Below are 15,579 nucleotides of genomic sequence, written 5' to 3'. Positions count from 1 at the left end.
GATGGAACGCATCCCGATCCTGCAGATGGGCGATCTGCTGCTGGTGACCATCCAGGTGGACATGCACGATCAGCTCGCGCTGACCCTGCAGGATGACCTCACCGAGAAGATCCGCAACACCTCCGCGCGCGGCGTGCTGATCGATATTTCCGCGCTGGATATCGTCGATTCGTTCATCGGCCGCATGATCGCGACCATTTCGTCGCTGGCCCGGATCATGGATGCCACCACGGTGGTGGTGGGCATGCAGCCGGCCGTGGCGATCACGCTGGTGGAGCTCGGCCTCACCCTCAGCGGCGTGCGCACCGCACTCAACGTGGAGCGCGGCATGAAGCTGCTGCAGCGCACCGACGAAGACGAAGCGGCCTCATGAGTGCCAACAGTGGTTCGCTGCCGATCCGCATCGAGCAGGATGTGGTGCTGGCCCGCCAGGCCGCGCGCCAGGTGTGCGTGGCCTGCAAGCTGCGCCTGATCGACCAGACCAAGCTGGTCACTGCCGCCAGTGAGCTGGCCCGCAACGCCGTGATCTACGGTGGCGGCGGGACGATGGACTGGGACGTGGTCGAGAAGGGGCTGCGCAAGGGCGTGCGGCTGGTCTTCGCCGACAACGGGCCGGGCATTCCGGATGTCGCGCAGGCGCTGACCGATGGCTGGTCGTCCGGCTCGGGCATGGGCCTGGGGCTGTCCGGCTCACGCCGGCTGGTGGATGAATTCGAGCTGGAGAGTGCGCCGGGGCAGGGCACCCGCATCACGATCACCAAATGGAGCTGAACTTCGCAGGTCAGGTAACGCGGGTCGTGGTGGTCGAAGAAACCTCACAGGTCGGACAGGCGCGACGCGAAGCGCTGGCACTGGCCGATCATGTCGGCCTGGATGAAATGGACGCCGGCCGCGCGGCGCTGGTGGCGACCGAAATGGCGACCAACGTGCTCAAACATGGGCGCGGTGGCCGCATGTACCTGTCCGTGGTCTGCGGCCGCGGCGGCAACGGGGTGGAGCTGTGCACCGTGGACGCCGGCCCGGGCTTTTCCCTGGCCGAGTGCCTTCCGGACGGGTATTCGACCGGCGGCACCCAGGGCCTCGGGCTGGGCGCGATCCAGCGCCAGGCCAGCGTGCTCGATGCCTGGTCCGATGCCAAGGGGGCGGTGGTCGTGGCGCGGATCTACGCCAGCCGCACCCCGCGCGACATCGACGTGGCCTACGGCGCCCTGCGCCTGCCGATGCGCCACGAGCTGGCCTGCGGCGATGCATGGCATATCCGCGCAGACGCACGGACCGTGTCGCTCACGGTGATCGATGGCCTCGGCCACGGGCTTCCTGCGGCCGATGCTGCGTGGGCCGGTGTGGATGCGGTCGCGCATTCTGCCGCGGGCGGTGCACCGGCGTTGATCGGCGTGCTGCATGCCGGTATGTCCGGCACCCGGGGTGGCGCGGCAGCGGTGGCCTGCGTGGATGTGGCGACGGGCCAGGTGGAGTTCGCCGGCATCGGCAACATCGCCGCCAGCCTGTGCGAGCCCACCAGTTCGCGTGGGCTGGCCTCGCACCCGGGGATCGTCGGCGTGCAGTACCGCAAGGCACAACCATTCCATTTTCACGCGGCCACAGGCACGCTGCTGGTCATGCACAGCGATGGACTACAGGCGCGTTGGAGCCTGCGTGATTACCCCGGCCTGTTCCACCGTCATCCAGCAGTGATCGTGGCGGTGCTGCAGCGTGATTTTGATCGTGGCCGGGATGACGCCGGCATTGTTGCCCTGCGTCTTGGAGATCTGCATTGAGCGTCACCCCCAATGATGAGGAACTGCAGCGGCTGCGCCTGGAAGCCGATGCGCTGCGTGCCGAGTTGGATGAAACCAACCAGGGCGTGCTCGCGCTGTATGCCGAGCTGGACCAGCAGGCCGAGCAGCTGCGCGAGGTCTCCGAGCTGAAGAGCCGGTTCCTGTCATACATGAGTCATGAATTCCGCACGCCGCTGGGCTCGATCCTGAGCATGACGCGGTTGCTGGAAGACGGCATGGACGGCCCGCTGACCGACGAGCAGCGCCGCCAGGTGCGCTTCATCAGTGCCTCCACCAGCGAGCTGCGCGAGATGGTGGACGACCTGTTGGACCTGGCCAAGATCGAGGCCGGGCGGATCACCATTTCACCGGCCTGGTTCGACCTGATGGACCTGTTCTCGGCCCTGCGTGGCATGTTCCGCCCGCTGGTGGAAGGCAACCAGGTGGACCTGGTGTTCGAAGATCCGCCGGTGATGCCGTTGCTGTACACCGACGACAAGAAGCTGGCGCAGATCCTGCGCAACTTCATTTCCAACGCACTGAAGTTCACGCCCAATGGGCAGGTGGTGGTGTCGACCCGGTTGGAAGGGGAGAGCGCCGTGCGCTTCAGCGTGCGCGATACCGGCATCGGCATCCCCGCCGAACTGCAGTCCACCCTGTTCGAGGATTTCGTGCAGGTGGATACACCGCTGCAGAAACGGCTGCGCGGCACCGGGCTGGGGTTGTCACTGTGCAAGCGCTTTGCCGAGCTGCTGGGTGGGCACGTCGGGGTCGAAAGTGAAATCGGCGCAGGCTCGGACTTCTATGTGGTGTTGCCGCTGACCTTGGCCACGGAGGCCGCGAATGGCGAACCCTGATCGCATCCTGGTGGTGGACGACAACGTGGCGACCCGCTATGCGGTGCGCCGGGTGCTCGAGCATCACGGGTTCCATGTCGAGGAAGCCGGTACCGGCGGGGAGGGGCTGGAGCGCCTGGCCGAGCATGATTTCGATGCGCTGGTGCTGGATGTGAACCTGCCGGACATGAGTGGCTTCGATGTGGTCCGCCAGCTGCGCGAGAACGCGCGGCTGCAGCTGCTGCCGGTGGTGCACGTCTCGGCGGCCTCGATCGCGACCGGCGACATGATCACCGGTCTCAACGCAGGCGCCGATGCCTATCTGATCCATCCTGTGGACCCGGATGTGCTGCTGGCCACGCTGCGCAGCCTGCTGCGCGCCCGCCGCGCGGAGGAAGCGCTGCGCGAGACTGAAGCGCGCTTCCGCGAGATCTTCCGCCATATCAATGCGCCCATCGCGGTGCTCGATGCCGACCTCAACGCGCACGACGCCAACGACGCGTTCACCCGTCTGCTGGGCCAGCAGATCGGTCCGGGCCAACTCGATCAGCTGCTTCAGGATCAGGCCGCGCCGCTGAGTGCGTTGAAGGTCGCCCTCGCCGAGGGCGAGCGCTGGCAGGGAACCTTCAGCCTTCGCGTCGGCGGTGCGATCCGCATGACCGAGTGGCGGGTGACCCCCTATCAGGCCGCCGGCCAGGGGCTGGTGCTGATCGAAGACACGACCGAGCACCATGCGCGTGCCAACGAGCAGCGCCAGGAGCTGGAAAGCGCCACGTCCGAACTGGCCTTTCAGATCGCCGAGCGCGAGCGCACCGAGATCGAGCTGATGCAGGCGCAGAAGATGGATGCGCTCGGCCAGCTCACCGGCGGCATCGCGCATGATTTCAACAACCTGCTGACCACGATCATCTCCGGGTTGGACATGATCGAGATCGCCGCCTCCAGCGGTAAATGGGACAAGGCCTCGCGCTACGTCGAGATCGCCACCGGTTCGGCACACCGTGCCGCGGCGCTGACCCAGCGCATGCTGGCCTTCGCGCGCAAACAACCGCTGGACCCGCAGACCTTCGACGTCGTGGCGCGGGTGCGCTCGCTGGAAGACATGCTGCAGCGCTCGATCGGGGAGAACATCGAGCTTGAACTGGAGCTGGGCCCGGAGCCGTTGATCGCGGTGGCCGACCCGAACCAGTTCGAGAACGTGATCCTCAACCTGGTCATCAACGCCCGCGATGCGCTGGCCGGCCAAGGCCTGATCCGCATCCGCGCCGGGCGTGCGCAGATCGAACGTGACCATGAACTGGCCCCGGGCCACTACATCGCCGTGACCGTCCTGGACAACGGCGTGGGCATTCCCACCGAGCTGCTGACCAAGGTGTTCGAGCCGTTCTTCACGACCAAGCCGCAGGGCGAGGGCACCGGGTTGGGGTTGTCGATGACCTACGGGTTCGCGCGTCAGTCCGGTGGCAGCGCACGCATCGCCAGCGAGCGTGGCGAGGGGACGGAAATCGAGCTGCTGCTGCCGGAGGGCCAGCTTCAGCCGGTCGCCCAGGCATCGTTACCGGCACAGCTGCCCCGTGGCAGCGCCGAACGCATCCTGCTGGTGGACGATACCGATTCGGTGCGGATGATGGTCCGGGAGATGCTGGTCGAAGCCGGATACCAGGTGGTCGAGGCCATCAACGCGCAGCAGGCGCTGCTGGAACTGCATTCGGACCGTGAGCTGGACCTGCTGCTGTCCGACGTCGGCCTGCCCGGCATGAACGGCCGCGAGCTTGCCGATGCGGCCCGGGCCCTGCGGCCGCACCTGCCGGTGCTGTTCGTCACCGGCTATACGGAAAGCGCCGCTGTCCGCAATGAATTCCTCGGGCAGGGGATGTCCCTGCTGCCCAAGCCGTTCAGTGTCAACGAACTGCTGCGGGGCGTGCGGCAGATGTTCAACCCGGGCTGACAGGCTTCGCCCGCAGCCTGGGTACAATCCCCCGACGCCTCCGGGGGAAACCACCATGTCGCCACCCGCAATCGGCCCGGCCGCCCGCGCACTGGCGGCGCGTGAGTGTACGGCCATCGCCGAGGCGCTTTCGCCCCAACCCGATGTCCACGATGCCGTGCATCGCGCGCGCAAGACCATCCGCCGCCTGCGCGCGCTGCTCGCGCTGCTGGAGAACAGCCGTTTTGAGACAGGCCAGGCCGATGCGGCCCTGCGGCGCCTCGGGCAAGGGCTGTCGGCATTGCGCGATGCCCACGTGGTGGTGGACACCTGCCAGCGCCTGGCCGCGCAGCAGCCCGCCCTGCCATGGGCGGAGGTCGGCAGACGGCTGACGGTGCGCCGCGACGCACGCCTGGCCCAGGCGCTCGCACGCGACCCGGCGTTTGCACGCCGCCACGCGGCACTGGGACGTATCGTGCGGGATCTCCAAGGCCAGCCATGGGAGTCCCTTGCAAGGCGTGACCTGCGCAAGGGACTGGCGCGTAGTGAGCGGCGTACCGCCAAGGCGGAAAAGCGCGCCGCACGCAGCCGCGATACCGAGGATCTGCACCGCTGGCGCCGGCGGGTACGCCGCCTGCGCATGCAGCTGGAAGCACTGCCAACGCTGGACAGCGCGCTGGCTGCCTCGATCAAGCGCAGCCGCCCGGGCCGACAGGCGCGGGCACTGCACACGCTGGGCGATCAGCTGGGCTGGCAGCAGGACCTACGGATGCTGCGCAACCTGGTGCGGGTGATGCCGGGTGTGGAGGGCCGCCGTGCACTGCTCGCGCAGATGGATGCGGAGGGGGTGGCTGCGCTGGGCTGAGCCATGTGCGCGCCGCTCAGGCCCCCGCGAAGGTGCGCACGCCCGGGTGTCCCCCCGCCTTCGGCGGCTTGTACTCGCACCGCGGATACCCCGAGCACGACTGGAACGCGCCATACGGCCCGGTGCGCGGCACGATCACGCCCACCCTGCAGGCCGGGCAGGCCTGCTCGTGGATGGTCTCACCCGCCATCGAGGTGACGCGCACCGCACCGTCATTGACCAGCTCGGTCAGGAAGGCCGAGCGCCGACCCTGCACGGTGAACATCGCCACCGAGCGGCGCGCGCGCGTCAGCGCTACGTAGAACAGGCGGCGTTCTTCGCCCAGCGGATACGCATCGCTGTCCGGCATCGCCAGCGCGAGCACGGGATCATCGGCGCGGGTATTGGGAAAGCGCCGGTCCAGCATGCCGGGCAGGATCACATAGTCCGCCTCCATGCCTTTGGAGCGGTGCACGGTGAGGAAGCTGACCTCCATGTGCTGCCCGTGCCGTGCCCGCCACGTGGCCGGCAGCATCGCGCGGTCTGCGTTGTAGCGGCCGAGTACGAACACCGTGACCTTGCCATCGCGGCCGGGCGGCACCTGGCCGGACAGCAGCTGCTGGTGCAGTCGCTCCAGATACTGCTCGACCGCACCGGCCAGCCGGTCGCGCGAGGCGACCTGGTAGGCCTGCAGCACCGCGCCGTACGCCGGCGTGACCGACTGGACGTCCTTCGGGATCTGCGCAGGGTTACGGGATACGAAGGCACTGGACACATCGCACAGCGCCTGCGGGCAGCGGAACGTCTGCTGCAGCTTGAGCACCTGGCCCTGACCGAACCAGTCCACGAAGCCGGTCATCACCGACACGTCCGCGCCGGCAAAGCGATTGATCGACTGCCAGTCGTCACCGACCGCGAACAGGTGTTTTCCCGGTGCCTGCACCAGTGCCCGGCACAGCCGCGCACGGGCGCGCGAGGCATCCTGGAATTCATCGGCCATCACCAGGTCGAAGGGAGCGACGTAGCGCCCCTGTTCGAGGTGCTCGGCGGCCTGGTTGAGCATGTCTTCGAAATCGATCCCGCCCTCGGCCACCAGCGCATCGTCCCAGCCTTCCAGGATCGGGACGATCAGCGTGAGGAAGAGGCGGTAGCGGTGCTTGAAGTGATCGTCGGGCAGGCGGCGCAGGCGCTCGACCATGTCCTCCACGTGCAGCGTGTTGCTCTTGGCGTGGCTGATGAAGGTACGGACCAGGCCGATCAGGTCGCTGTCCGGCATCGGCGTCGCGCCGCCCTCGGGCAGGTCGCGATCGGGATTCGGGTCCAGTTCGATACCGCGCTGCGACAAGGCCTCGCCCAACCGCACGAACAGTTCGCCGGTGCGCAACTGCAGCGGGGTGGTCTCGATCCGCGCGATGCCATCGCGGGCGCCCGGCTCGCCAGCGCGAGGCGCGGGCGCGCGGTCGTGTCCCGCCGGGGCGAGGTGGTCGTGATACAGCGCAATGCCGGGGTAATGGAAATCCGGGCGGTACGGGCGGTACGCATCGGTCCCGGCATCGAATGCATCGCGGCGTGCATAGGTGTACGCCACGCCGTTGTAGAACAGCCAGTCGGCGATCACGCACGCTTCGATGCTATGCACGCGCTCGCCCTGCAGGGTGCGCACATACCCCTGGCCATCCTTGTCCCACTCCTCGGCGTCCAGCGACCCGCCGGTGACGGGCAGGTCCCGGCCGAACACCAGCCGGAACATGTCCCACTGGGTACGGAAGGCGAGCGAGCGGTCCTTGAGCTGGTCGATGATCTCGGCCAACCGATGGAAACCCTGGGTGGCATCGACCGCCCAGTCCGGCACCTGCGGCATCCGGCCGGTGGCCTGGGCGATGATGTGCCGGCCCAGCGCATGGAAGGTGCGCGCTTCCACCCGCACCTGATCCAGGCCGAGGCGCTGGAACGCGCGGTCCGCACGCGCCTGCAGCTCGGTGGCGGCCTCCTTGTTGAAGGCGAGCATGACGATGCGCTCGGGCGCGACCAGCCCGCGTTCGATGGCGTACGCCGCCTTGGCGACCATCGTGGAGGTTTTGCCCGAACCTGCTGCGGCCACCACCTGGACGCGGTTGTCGAAGCAGATCACTGCGCGGGCCTGCTCATCGGTGAGTGGCCGGCTTTCGATGCGGTCCAGAAACGCACGGCTGGCGACCCGTTCGCGCGCCTGATGGACCTCATTGCGGCGCGCCCACATCGTTGGCCAGTCGGCCAGCCACAGCATCAGCGCTTCTTCGATCGCGGCCGGGTCGCCATCGAGCTGGCTGCGCAGGTCGGCATCATCGAACACCGTCCACAGCGCGTCCTCATCCAGGGGCAGGGTGGGGCGTGCCTGCAGCAGTGCCTGCTGCTGCTCGCAGGTCAGCCACAGCGATTCCTCGTCGGCCAGATCGGTAGCCGCCTGCACCTGGGCGAGCCAGTGCTGGATGGCGGTGTGGGACTGCTGGAACAAGGCCACATGGTCGCGCTGGCGTTGCTTGCCGCTTCGCTCCTCCAGGGCCGACACCAGCAAGCGCGCGGCCGCAGCGGGCAGGCCGCCGAGGATCAACGGTGGGTGCCCTTCACGATGGAGGCTCAGCCGTGCCCAGGGCAGGCGCGGGTACACCTGCAGTGCATCCAGCGGCGCGTGGTACCGATGACCGTCAATGGTCAGTAGCAGCTGGTCGTCTTCCAGGCGCAGGCGCCAGTGCGGCGATCGCGTGAGGCGTTGGCCCCAGTCGCTCGGGGCCCATTCGTACGTCATCGGTGTTCCAGGTGCGGCCCGCGTTGCGGCCGTGGCCGGAACAGCATGGGTGGCGCGGTTTGATCGGATGCCCATGATAGGGGAAATAAAAAAAATCCCCGCCTGGGCGGGGATTCGGATCGAGCGGTGGTTCGGGGCGCGCGCCTACTGCTGCAGCACCGGCACGCTGCGCGCGCGGCGGTCCACCAGCATCGCCACGCACCACAGCAGCAACCCGCCCAGCGCGGTGGCAGCGCCAACGTAACCGGTCACCGCAGGGCTGAAGCCGGCGCCGATCGCCATGCCACCGAACCACGGGCCCAGTGCGTTGGCGGTATTGAATGCGGCATGGTTGGAGGCGGCGGCCAGCGTCTGCGCTTCGCCGGCCACGTCCATCAGGCGGGTCTGCAGCACGGCCGCCAGGGCGCCCATGGTGCCGACCGCAATGATCATCGGGAACACGCTCCACACCGATTGCGCGGCCAGCGGGAAGGCCAGCAGCACCAGGATCGACCAGACCAGCACGACGGCGGCGGCGCGGAACTGGAAGCGGTCCACCAGCCAGCCACCGGCGACGTTGCCGATGATCGCGCCGATGCCGAAGATGCCCACGGCCAGCGGCATCCACGATTCGGCCAGGCCGGTGACCTGCACCAGCGTGGGGGCGAGATAGGTGAACACGCAGAACATGCCGGCGAAGCCGACCGAACCGATCGCCAGTGCCAGCCACACCTGGGGACGATTGAAGGCACGCAGTTCGCGCATCGGCGAGGTACGCACCTCATCCGGATCGGGCAGCAGGAAGCGCGCAATCATCGCCACGGTGGCCATCGCCAGCACGCTCACCAGGGCGAACGCGGTGCGCCAGCTGACCTGCTGGCCGAGCCAGGTGGTGAGCGGATTGCCGACCAAGATCGCCACGGAGAGGCCGAGCAGCACTTTGGACACCGCCGCGCCACGCTGCGCTGGCGGGCTGATCGCCGCCGCCACCAGCATCGCCACGCCGAAGTAGGCGCCATGCGGCAGCCCGGCGACGAAGCGGGCCAGCAGCATCGTGCCGTAGTTGGGCGCCAGCGCGCTGGCCAGATTGCCGATGGCGTAGAAGCCCATCAGCGCCAGCAGCAGGTTGCGGCGCGCGAAGCCGGCGCCGGCAAAGGCCAGGACCGGGGCGCCGACCACCACGCCGATGGCATAGGCGCTGATCAGGTGGCCGACCTGGGTTTCGCTGATCGACAGCCCGCGGCTGATCTCCAGCATCAGGCCCATGCTGGCGAACTCACTGGTGCCGATGGCAAAGCCGCCCAGCGACAAGGCCAGCAGGATCAGGGTGCGCTCGCGCGGCGAGAGCCGGGCGGCCAGAGGGACGGAGGAGGAGCTCATGCAGGCGGCGGCGTCGAACGGGGAAGCGCGGCATTGTACTGCTGCGACGCAGCATTAATCAGCCGGGCCCATGGAACGCTGGATCTGCCTGGTGCGCGCTGCCCCCGTGAGCGGCCTACCGCAGCGTCCGGACAGCCCCGCCGCGCTTGGCTATCGCCGCCTTTTCACGGATACGGCCGCGCCCTGAACGGCTGCGGCTCGGGCGCCGCCGGCGGAAGGCGCTCGCCGTGCACGCGGCTGAGGATCTCATTGGTGCGCCGTTGTTCGGCCACGATCTGTTGCAGCAGCCCCTTGATGCCGAAGATGGCAAACGGAACGAACAGCCACAACAACCCGAGCAGCGCGCCGATGAGCGCGACCAACAGCGAAAACCCTGAACCCGCAGGACCCATGTCTTACTTCCTTGTCGTTGAGAGGTGCTAGATCACCTCAATGATAGCCGCAGCCTTTTGTACCCGGGCCGCATTGCGCGCCCAGGAGCATTGCCCGGTGTGCGGCGACGAAATATCACTAGTCGATCACGGCCAGTCTCGCCCATTCATGCGACAATTTGGCTTCAAGGCCACCCGTCGATGGCTGCGCGATGCCGCCAGAGAGGTTGCGATGTCTTCCAGTCCAGGCTTTCCTGCCCTTATCGGTTTCGATCTGCCCGGCCCACAGGCGGGGACCCGTTCGCAGCGGGTGATTGTCACCGCGTTGCTGGATGACACCCCGCGCGCTGACTGGCTGCGCATCCTGCACCGCCTGGCGTGGCCATCATTGCGGCTGGATCACGGCGTCGAGCAGATCCGCCTGGTCGGGCAGGGCCTCCATTTCGTGGGTGCGATCACCGATGCCAGGGCGTTGTCGGCCTCGGTGCGTGGCCTGTTCAACGAGGTCAACGCGAAAGCGCTGGACCGCCGCCTCGCCGCGATGGAGAACCCGCTGGATGACGATGGTCCGGGCAGCGCGCCTGCGGCGTCGTTGGCCCATGCCACGGATCCGCGCCTGGACGACGTGGCCGCACTGCTTGCGATGCCGGCCGTGCCGGGCATGCTGGAGCTGGCGAGTGCGATGACCGGCATGCGGTTCGTTGCAGTGGCCCGTGTCACCGCCGATCGGTGGACCGCCTGCGCCGTGCATGATCGTCTGGATTTCGGTCTGCGCCCGGGCGATGACCTGGTGCTGGAGACCACCATCTGCGATGAGATACGCGAGCATCGCCATCTGGTCCAGTTCGATCAGGCCAGCACCCATCCGGTGTTCTCCAGCCATCCCACGCCCGCGCTGTATGGGTTCGAGAGCTACATCTCGGTCCCGATGTTCCGCCGCGATGGTGGCTTCCACGGCACGCTGTGCGCGTTGGATCCCAATCCTTCCAGACTCGACGCCGCGACGGTGAAAGGCTTCGAGGTGCTGGCGGGGCTGATCGGCGCGCAGCTGGATGTGCAGGATGCGCCAGCCGGGGAAGGGCAGCCAGTGGTCAGCATGGCCGAGGCGCTGTCGGTGCTTTCGCGTCAGGTGGACGCGCTCGACGCGCTCGACGCGGCCGCGCTGCCGGAGCAGTTCCGCGCGGTGAGCACGCAGTTGCGTGCGCTGGTGGACGGGGCGCGGGCTGTGGCGGGCTGAAACAAGCGGGCCATTCCCGACGTGGCACGACGCGACAGCCCCAATGCTGAAACCTCTGGCTAGACTGCAAGGCCCTCTGAAGCAGCGCCACCGATGTCGCACGTTTTGTCATGCACCCGTCCGCGCGTCGTGGCTTCCTTGCTGACCGTCTTCTTTTCTCTTGCAACCCCGTCTGTGGAGGCGTACTCCCGCAGAGGCACCATCGACGTGCGCTGGATGGAGGGAAGCGCCTGTTTCGGTCTGCCGGCTGCCGAGCTTCGCCGTCTGAAGCGGGTAGTGAAGCTGGAATCGATCAGCGTCTTCGACCTGGAACGTTCGAGCACTGTCCCAGTCTGGCTGGATGAATATCCATGGAGTGAGCCTCGTCCACTGGATCCCGACGGATGCCTTCTCTTCGGCGATGCGCAAGGCAGCGCCGCGCGGAAACCGCTGCAGCCGCTGCGCGTCGGGGTGCCTTACGAGGTCGTCATGAAACTCGAGCGCACCAAGGGCACAGACCCGACGATGTTTCATTCTGCGCGCTTCTGCCTGCGTCGTCAGCTCGACGGAGAAACGGGTCTCATCACCCTCAAACATGTCGGGGCGAAGGGCTGGAACACCTGGGCCTGCGAACACACCTAGTTCCCAGCCTCCACCGGCGCAAAGCGCGCCCGCCAGTGCCCCTCCACCTCCACCCGTGCGACGAACATCTCGTACGGACGCACCCACAGGCCGACATCCGAATCCAGCGGCCGGTACAGCACCATCGGCGCCAGCGTTTCACTGTGGCGTACAACTCCGATCACCTCGTAGTTGCCGCCCTTGAAATGGCGGTAGTGGCCGAGCGGCAGGGTGGGCAGCGGGGAAAGATCGGACATGGCGGCGGTAGCAAAGACGGGCGGCCCATTATCGCCCCGCGCACCGGTTGGCGGTGATGTTCCGTCGGGTCAGCCGGCATCCGGCAACGGGCCGGCGCGGCAGGCGTTGACCAGGTGCAGCACCGCGTCGGGGTGCATCGGCCGGGCCAGCTGGTAGCCCTGCGCTTCATCGCAGCCCCACAGCCGCAGCAGCGAAAGCTCGGCCTCGTTTTCCACGCCTTCGGCCACGGTGCGGTAGCCCAGCTGCCGGGCCAGCTTGATGATGGCTTCCACCTTCAGCCGGGCGGTGCGTGAGCGCGCCAGCCCGGTGACCAGCGTCTGGTCGATCTTGATATGGCTGATCGGCACCTCGCTGAGATAGCCGAAGTTGCTGTAGCCGCTGCCGAAGTCGTCGATCGCGATGCGCACGCCGGCCGCCGCCATCTCACGCAACTGCGGCAGCGCCGCCGGATGGTGGTTGAGCCACTGGCCTTCCGTGATTTCGATTTCGATCAGGCCCGGGGCGAGGCCGTAGGCATGCAGCCGCTCGGACAGCACGCTCCACACGCACTGGTCATCGAAGTCGCGCGGGGAGAGATTGATGGACAGGCTGAAGCCGGGCACGGTCTTCTGCCAGTGCGCGGCCTGGGCCAGGGCGTGGTCGATGACCCAGCGGCTGAGCGCCGGCATCAGCGCCGTGCGCTCCAGCACCGGGATGAATTCGCCCGGGCTGATCGGGCCCAGCATCGGATGGGTCCAGCGCAGCAGGGCTTCGGCCGACACCGGCTGCCCATCGATCAGATCGAAGCGCGGCTGGTACACCAGGCTGAACTGGTGCTGGGCCAGGCCGCGTCCGGCATCGGAGGCCAACCGGTAACGGCGGCGCAGGGCATCGTCGCGTTCCTGCGAATACCAGCACAGGCAGGCATCGGTCTGCAGGGCATGATGCATGGCGACCAGGCATTTGCGGACCAGATCCGCGGTCTCCTCGCTTACCGCGCGGAAGTCGCAGACGCCGGCATGGAACTGCGGTGACATCGGGATGCTGCCGGCCATCAGCGGCCGGCGCATGCGCACGCGCAGGCGGTCGAGCAGGCCCTCGGTCTGGTGATGCGAGTGGTCCGCCAGCAGGAAGGCGAAGCGGGTCACTCCCACGTGGTAGACCTGCGTAACATCACGCAGCACGTCCTGCACGCGCAGCGCCGCCTGGCGCAGCAGGGTTTCCACGGGTTTCATGCCCAGGGCCTGGCCGGCGTCGTTGGCGCTCTGCAGGTCGAACACATCCAGCAGCACCGCCGTGAACCTCCGGCCTTCACCGCGGCGGGACAGGGAGGTGAGGTCGGCCTGGAACTGCTGCCGGTTGGGCAGGCCGCTGACCTGATCACGGCGGCCGAGCGACATCTTCAGTTCCATCTGCGCAACCACCACGCGCGAGAGCGTCTGCAACTGCACCTGCTCTTCGGCAGAGAGCCGCCGCGGCTCACGCCCCATGATGCACAGGGTACCCAGCGCGACGCCGCCCTTGGTGATCAGCGGCGTACCGGCATGGAAGCGCAGCTGCTCGGGGCCGGCGACCAGCGCATTGCCGGCAAAGCGCGGGTCCTGGCGAAGATCCTCTATCTGCAGCACCTGGCTGGAACCCAGCGCGTGCGCGCAGATCGAGGCATGCCGTTCGTTGCGGGTCAGCGCCAGCCCCACGCGCGAGATGAGGTGCTGGTGGTCGGCATCGAAGATCGACACCAGCGCGATCGGCACGCCGAAGGTGAAGGCCGCCAGTTCGGTGATCGGGTCCAGCGCCGTGCCCAGCGCAGGGTCCATCACGTTGAGTGCTTCGATCAACGCGATCCGGTCAACATCGTTGCGTCTGTCCAGCATGTACCGCGCCCTGTTCCGACTTCATCGCTACTATCACGATGGCAATGCAGAACCGGTGTGAAGCAGGGGCGAGGCGGATGAAGCGTTCACGCAGGCTGGGCGGAACCCTGGCTCAGAGCGGTGCGTCCGGCGACTGCAGCAAGGTGACCAACTGGCGCAGGCGATAGGGCTTGGGCAGGAATTCGACATGGTCCGGCAGTGGCGGCAGCTGCGAGCGCGCATAGCCAGAGGCCAGGATCATGCGCGCATTGGGCAGCACGTCGGCCACGTGCTCGCTGAGCTCCACGCCGCTCATGCCGTTGGGCATGCTGATATCGCTGAACACCACATCGAACCCACCCGGGTCCTGCATCAGGCGCAGGGCGGTCGGACCGTCGTCGGCCGTGTGGATTTCGATACCGAAGTCCTGCAACGCCTGGCCGATCAGTTCACGCAGGTCCTGCTGGTCTTCGACCATCAATACGCGTAGGGGCTCAGACATGCTCGACTTCCTCAATGACAGGTAACAACAGGCGGACGGTGGTGCCCCTTCCGGGGGCGGTTTGTACGTCGACGAAGCCGTCGCACTGCGAGACGAAGCCAAACACCTGGCTCAGGCCCAGACCGCTGCCCTTGCCGACTTCCTTGGTGGTGAAAAACGGCTCGCTGGCGCGCTCGGCGATGTCCGGGGGCATACCGTCGCCCTCATCGGTCACCGCGATGGCGACATAGTGGCGGCGCATGGGCTGGGACAGATCCGGTGCCAGTCGCTGTTCGACCTCGGCCGTGATCGTGACCGTGCCGCCCTGGGGCATCGCTTCGGCACTATTGAGCACCAGATTCAACACGGCGCTGTGCAACTGTACGCCATCGGTGACGATCGGTGGCAGGTCCGCCGTCAATTCCAGCTGCACCTCGATGCCAGCCGGGCAGGCGCGGCGCAGGACGGGCAGGGCATCGCGCAGGAACTCCTGCACGACCACCGGCTCGCGCACCAGGGTCTGATCGGCCGAGAACGCCAGCAGCTGGCGGGTCAGCAGCGACCCCCGGTCGGCGGCGGCCTGGGCCAGGTCCACCAGCTCCTGGGTGCGGTTGTCGGCGTCGGGGCGCAGGGCGATCAGGTCCAGTGCGTTGCCGATGGTGGTCAGCAGGTTGTTGAATTCATGGGCCAGGCCGCGGGTCAGCCGGCCCACGTTGTCCAGCTGCCGTTGCTGGACATGCGCGCGCTGCGCATCCTGCAGCAGGCGCTGGGCCTGGTAGCGCTCGGTGACATCCTGAGTGACCTTGACGAACCCGAGCAGGCAGCCGTCCTCGCGGACCGGCTCGATCACTTCGCCGGCACGGAACCGCTCGCCAGTGCAGCGCACCCGCCAGCCCTCGCCGACGAAGCGGCCATGGTCACGCGCATACGCCAGCGCCTGCTGGGGCACGCCCAGCTGTTGATCCTCGGGGGTATAGAACAGGCCGACATGCTTGCCGATCACGGCCTCGGCGGTGTAGCCCTTGACCCGCTCGCAGCCACGGTTCCAGCTGCAGATGTTGCCCTGCGTATCGAGCAGATAGATCGCGTGATCGCTCACGTTGTCGATCAACAGCTTGAGCTGCCGGCTTTCGTCGGCAAGCGGTGCAACGCTGGATACGGCCTGGACCACGACGGTTATCGACTCCCCGATAAGGGACCGAACCGTAGGGGCCATGATGTGAAGAAAATGTCAAGAACGTGCCGCAATCACGCTGACTTCTGGCGCTTAA

General features: G+C 67.4%; 15 protein-coding genes. 8 read left to right on the top strand and 7 right to left on the bottom strand.

Features of this window, described 5'->3' with window-relative positions; genetic code table 11:
- Position 1 precedes the first annotated feature (1 nt).
- From ORK51_RS06170 to ORK51_RS06145, 6 genes are read left to right on the top strand one after another with little or no spacing between them, the layout of a single operon-like run.
- Entirely contained in the window at positions 2-373 is a 372-nt protein-coding gene (locus tag ORK51_RS06170) for an STAS domain-containing protein (RefSeq protein WP_261996861.1), read from the top strand.
- Positions 370-771 (top strand): anti-sigma regulatory factor, encoded by a 402-nt coding sequence (locus ORK51_RS06165; protein ID WP_019184174.1) that lies wholly within the window; start codon positions 370-372, stop codon positions 769-771. Before ORK51_RS06170 ends, ORK51_RS06165 begins: the two co-directional genes overlap by 4 nt.
- On the top strand, positions 762-1,778 hold the full coding sequence (locus ORK51_RS06160; protein WP_046273392.1) for an ATP-binding protein: 1,017 nt from the start codon (positions 762-764) through the stop codon (positions 1,776-1,778). The genes ORK51_RS06165 and ORK51_RS06160 overlap by 10 nt, the downstream gene beginning before the upstream one ends.
- A complete protein-coding gene (locus tag ORK51_RS06155; protein WP_019184172.1) occupies positions 1,775-2,635 on the top strand; it encodes a sensor histidine kinase in 861 nt (286 codons plus the stop codon). The genes ORK51_RS06160 and ORK51_RS06155 overlap by 4 nt, the downstream gene beginning before the upstream one ends.
- Positions 2,622-4,562 (top strand): response regulator, encoded by a 1,941-nt coding sequence (locus ORK51_RS06150; protein ID WP_266084539.1) that lies wholly within the window; start codon positions 2,622-2,624, stop codon positions 4,560-4,562. The genes ORK51_RS06155 and ORK51_RS06150 overlap by 14 nt, the downstream gene beginning before the upstream one ends.
- A 55-nt stretch (positions 4,563-4,617) precedes the next feature.
- Positions 4,618-5,406 (top strand): CHAD domain-containing protein, encoded by a 789-nt coding sequence (locus ORK51_RS06145; protein ID WP_266084538.1) that lies wholly within the window; start codon positions 4,618-4,620, stop codon positions 5,404-5,406.
- 16 nt (positions 5,407-5,422) lie between these two features.
- Here the strand turns inward: ORK51_RS06145 and ORK51_RS06140 are convergent, their stop codons facing one another.
- From ORK51_RS06140 to ORK51_RS06130, 3 genes are all read right to left on the bottom strand, one after another.
- Complete coding sequence (locus tag ORK51_RS06140; RefSeq protein ID WP_266084537.1) at positions 5,423-8,170, bottom strand: UvrD-helicase domain-containing protein; 2,748 nt, start codon at positions 8,168-8,170, stop codon at positions 5,423-5,425.
- A gap of 144 nt (positions 8,171-8,314) precedes the next feature.
- The gene (locus ORK51_RS06135) at positions 8,315-9,529 is read right to left on the bottom strand and encodes an MFS transporter (protein ID WP_070425360.1); all 1,215 of its coding nucleotides are present in this window, start codon (positions 9,527-9,529) and stop codon (positions 8,315-8,317) included.
- A 164-nt stretch (positions 9,530-9,693) separates the two neighbouring features.
- Positions 9,694-9,921 carry a hypothetical protein gene (locus tag ORK51_RS06130; RefSeq protein WP_046273396.1) on the bottom strand — a complete coding sequence of 76 codons (228 nt, stop codon included), beginning with the start codon at positions 9,919-9,921 and terminating at the stop codon, positions 9,694-9,696.
- Between the two features lie 211 nt (positions 9,922-10,132).
- On the opposite strand from ORK51_RS06130, the gene ORK51_RS06125 reads away from it, so the two are divergent.
- Both ORK51_RS06125 and ORK51_RS06120 read left to right on the top strand, forming a co-directional pair.
- Positions 10,133-11,137 (top strand): GAF domain-containing protein, encoded by a 1,005-nt coding sequence (locus ORK51_RS06125; protein WP_254427884.1) that lies wholly within the window; start codon positions 10,133-10,135, stop codon positions 11,135-11,137.
- Between the two features lie 93 nt (positions 11,138-11,230).
- Positions 11,231-11,758 (top strand): hypothetical protein, encoded by a 528-nt coding sequence (locus ORK51_RS06120; protein WP_261996856.1) that lies wholly within the window; start codon positions 11,231-11,233, stop codon positions 11,756-11,758.
- Here the strand turns inward: ORK51_RS06120 and ORK51_RS06115 are convergent.
- From ORK51_RS06115 to ORK51_RS06100, 4 genes are all read right to left on the bottom strand, one after another.
- Complete coding sequence (locus ORK51_RS06115; protein WP_261996855.1) at positions 11,755-11,994, bottom strand: DUF1653 domain-containing protein; 240 nt, start codon at positions 11,992-11,994, stop codon at positions 11,755-11,757. The genes ORK51_RS06120 and ORK51_RS06115 overlap by 4 nt on opposite strands.
- Before the next feature lie 69 nt (positions 11,995-12,063).
- Positions 12,064-13,848, bottom strand: coding sequence for a putative bifunctional diguanylate cyclase/phosphodiesterase (locus tag ORK51_RS06110; RefSeq protein ID WP_266084536.1), 1,785 nt, complete (start codon positions 13,846-13,848; stop codon positions 12,064-12,066).
- 112 nt (positions 13,849-13,960) lie between these two features.
- Positions 13,961-14,329: a response regulator gene (locus tag ORK51_RS06105; RefSeq protein ID WP_019184164.1), complete on the bottom strand. Its 369-nt coding sequence runs from the start codon at positions 14,327-14,329 to the stop codon at positions 13,961-13,963.
- Positions 14,322-15,524 carry a two-component system sensor histidine kinase NtrB gene (locus ORK51_RS06100; protein ID WP_429000619.1) on the bottom strand — a complete coding sequence of 401 codons (1,203 nt, stop codon included), beginning with the start codon at positions 15,522-15,524 and terminating at the stop codon, positions 14,322-14,324. Before ORK51_RS06100 ends, ORK51_RS06105 begins: the two co-directional genes overlap by 8 nt.
- Positions 15,525-15,579: the final 55 nt, after the last annotated feature.

Source organism: Stenotrophomonas sp. RIT-551, assembly GCF_026241915.1.
GTDB lineage: Bacteria > Pseudomonadota > Gammaproteobacteria > Xanthomonadales > Xanthomonadaceae > Stenotrophomonas > Stenotrophomonas bentonitica_A.
This window is presented reverse-complemented; position numbering and strand designations above follow the sequence as displayed.

Excerpts from the sequence above, each read along its gene's own strand:
- ORK51_RS06170 (WP_261996861.1), top strand. The coding sequence starts at position 2 with ATGGAACGCATCCCGATCCTGCAGATGGGCGATCTGCTGCTGGTGACC.
- ORK51_RS06165 (WP_019184174.1), top strand. The coding sequence starts at position 370 with ATGAGTGCCAACAGTGGTTCGCTGCCGATCCGCATCGAGCAGGATGTG.
- ORK51_RS06160 (WP_046273392.1), top strand. The coding sequence starts at position 762 with ATGGAGCTGAACTTCGCAGGTCAGGTAACGCGGGTCGTGGTGGTCGAA.
- ORK51_RS06150 (WP_266084539.1), top strand. The coding sequence starts at position 2,622 with ATGGCGAACCCTGATCGCATCCTGGTGGTGGACGACAACGTGGCGACC.
- ORK51_RS06145 (WP_266084538.1), top strand. The coding sequence starts at position 4,618 with ATGTCGCCACCCGCAATCGGCCCGGCCGCCCGCGCACTGGCGGCGCGT.
- ORK51_RS06140 (WP_266084537.1), bottom strand. The coding sequence starts at position 8,170 with ATGACGTACGAATGGGCCCCGAGCGACTGGGGCCAACGCCTCACGCGA.
- ORK51_RS06135 (WP_070425360.1), bottom strand. The coding sequence starts at position 9,529 with ATGAGCTCCTCCTCCGTCCCTCTGGCCGCCCGGCTCTCGCCGCGCGAG.
- ORK51_RS06130 (WP_046273396.1), bottom strand. The coding sequence starts at position 9,921 with ATGGGTCCTGCGGGTTCAGGGTTTTCGCTGTTGGTCGCGCTCATCGGC.
- ORK51_RS06125 (WP_254427884.1), top strand. The coding sequence starts at position 10,133 with ATGTCTTCCAGTCCAGGCTTTCCTGCCCTTATCGGTTTCGATCTGCCC.
- ORK51_RS06120 (WP_261996856.1), top strand. The coding sequence starts at position 11,231 with ATGTCGCACGTTTTGTCATGCACCCGTCCGCGCGTCGTGGCTTCCTTG.
- ORK51_RS06115 (WP_261996855.1), bottom strand. The coding sequence starts at position 11,994 with ATGTCCGATCTTTCCCCGCTGCCCACCCTGCCGCTCGGCCACTACCGC.
- ORK51_RS06110 (WP_266084536.1), bottom strand. The coding sequence starts at position 13,848 with ATGCTGGACAGACGCAACGATGTTGACCGGATCGCGTTGATCGAAGCA.
- ORK51_RS06105 (WP_019184164.1), bottom strand. The coding sequence starts at position 14,329 with ATGTCTGAGCCCCTACGCGTATTGATGGTCGAAGACCAGCAGGACCTG.
- ORK51_RS06100 (WP_429000619.1), bottom strand. The coding sequence starts at position 15,524 with ATGGCCCCTACGGTTCGGTCCCTTATCGGGGAGTCGATAACCGTCGTG.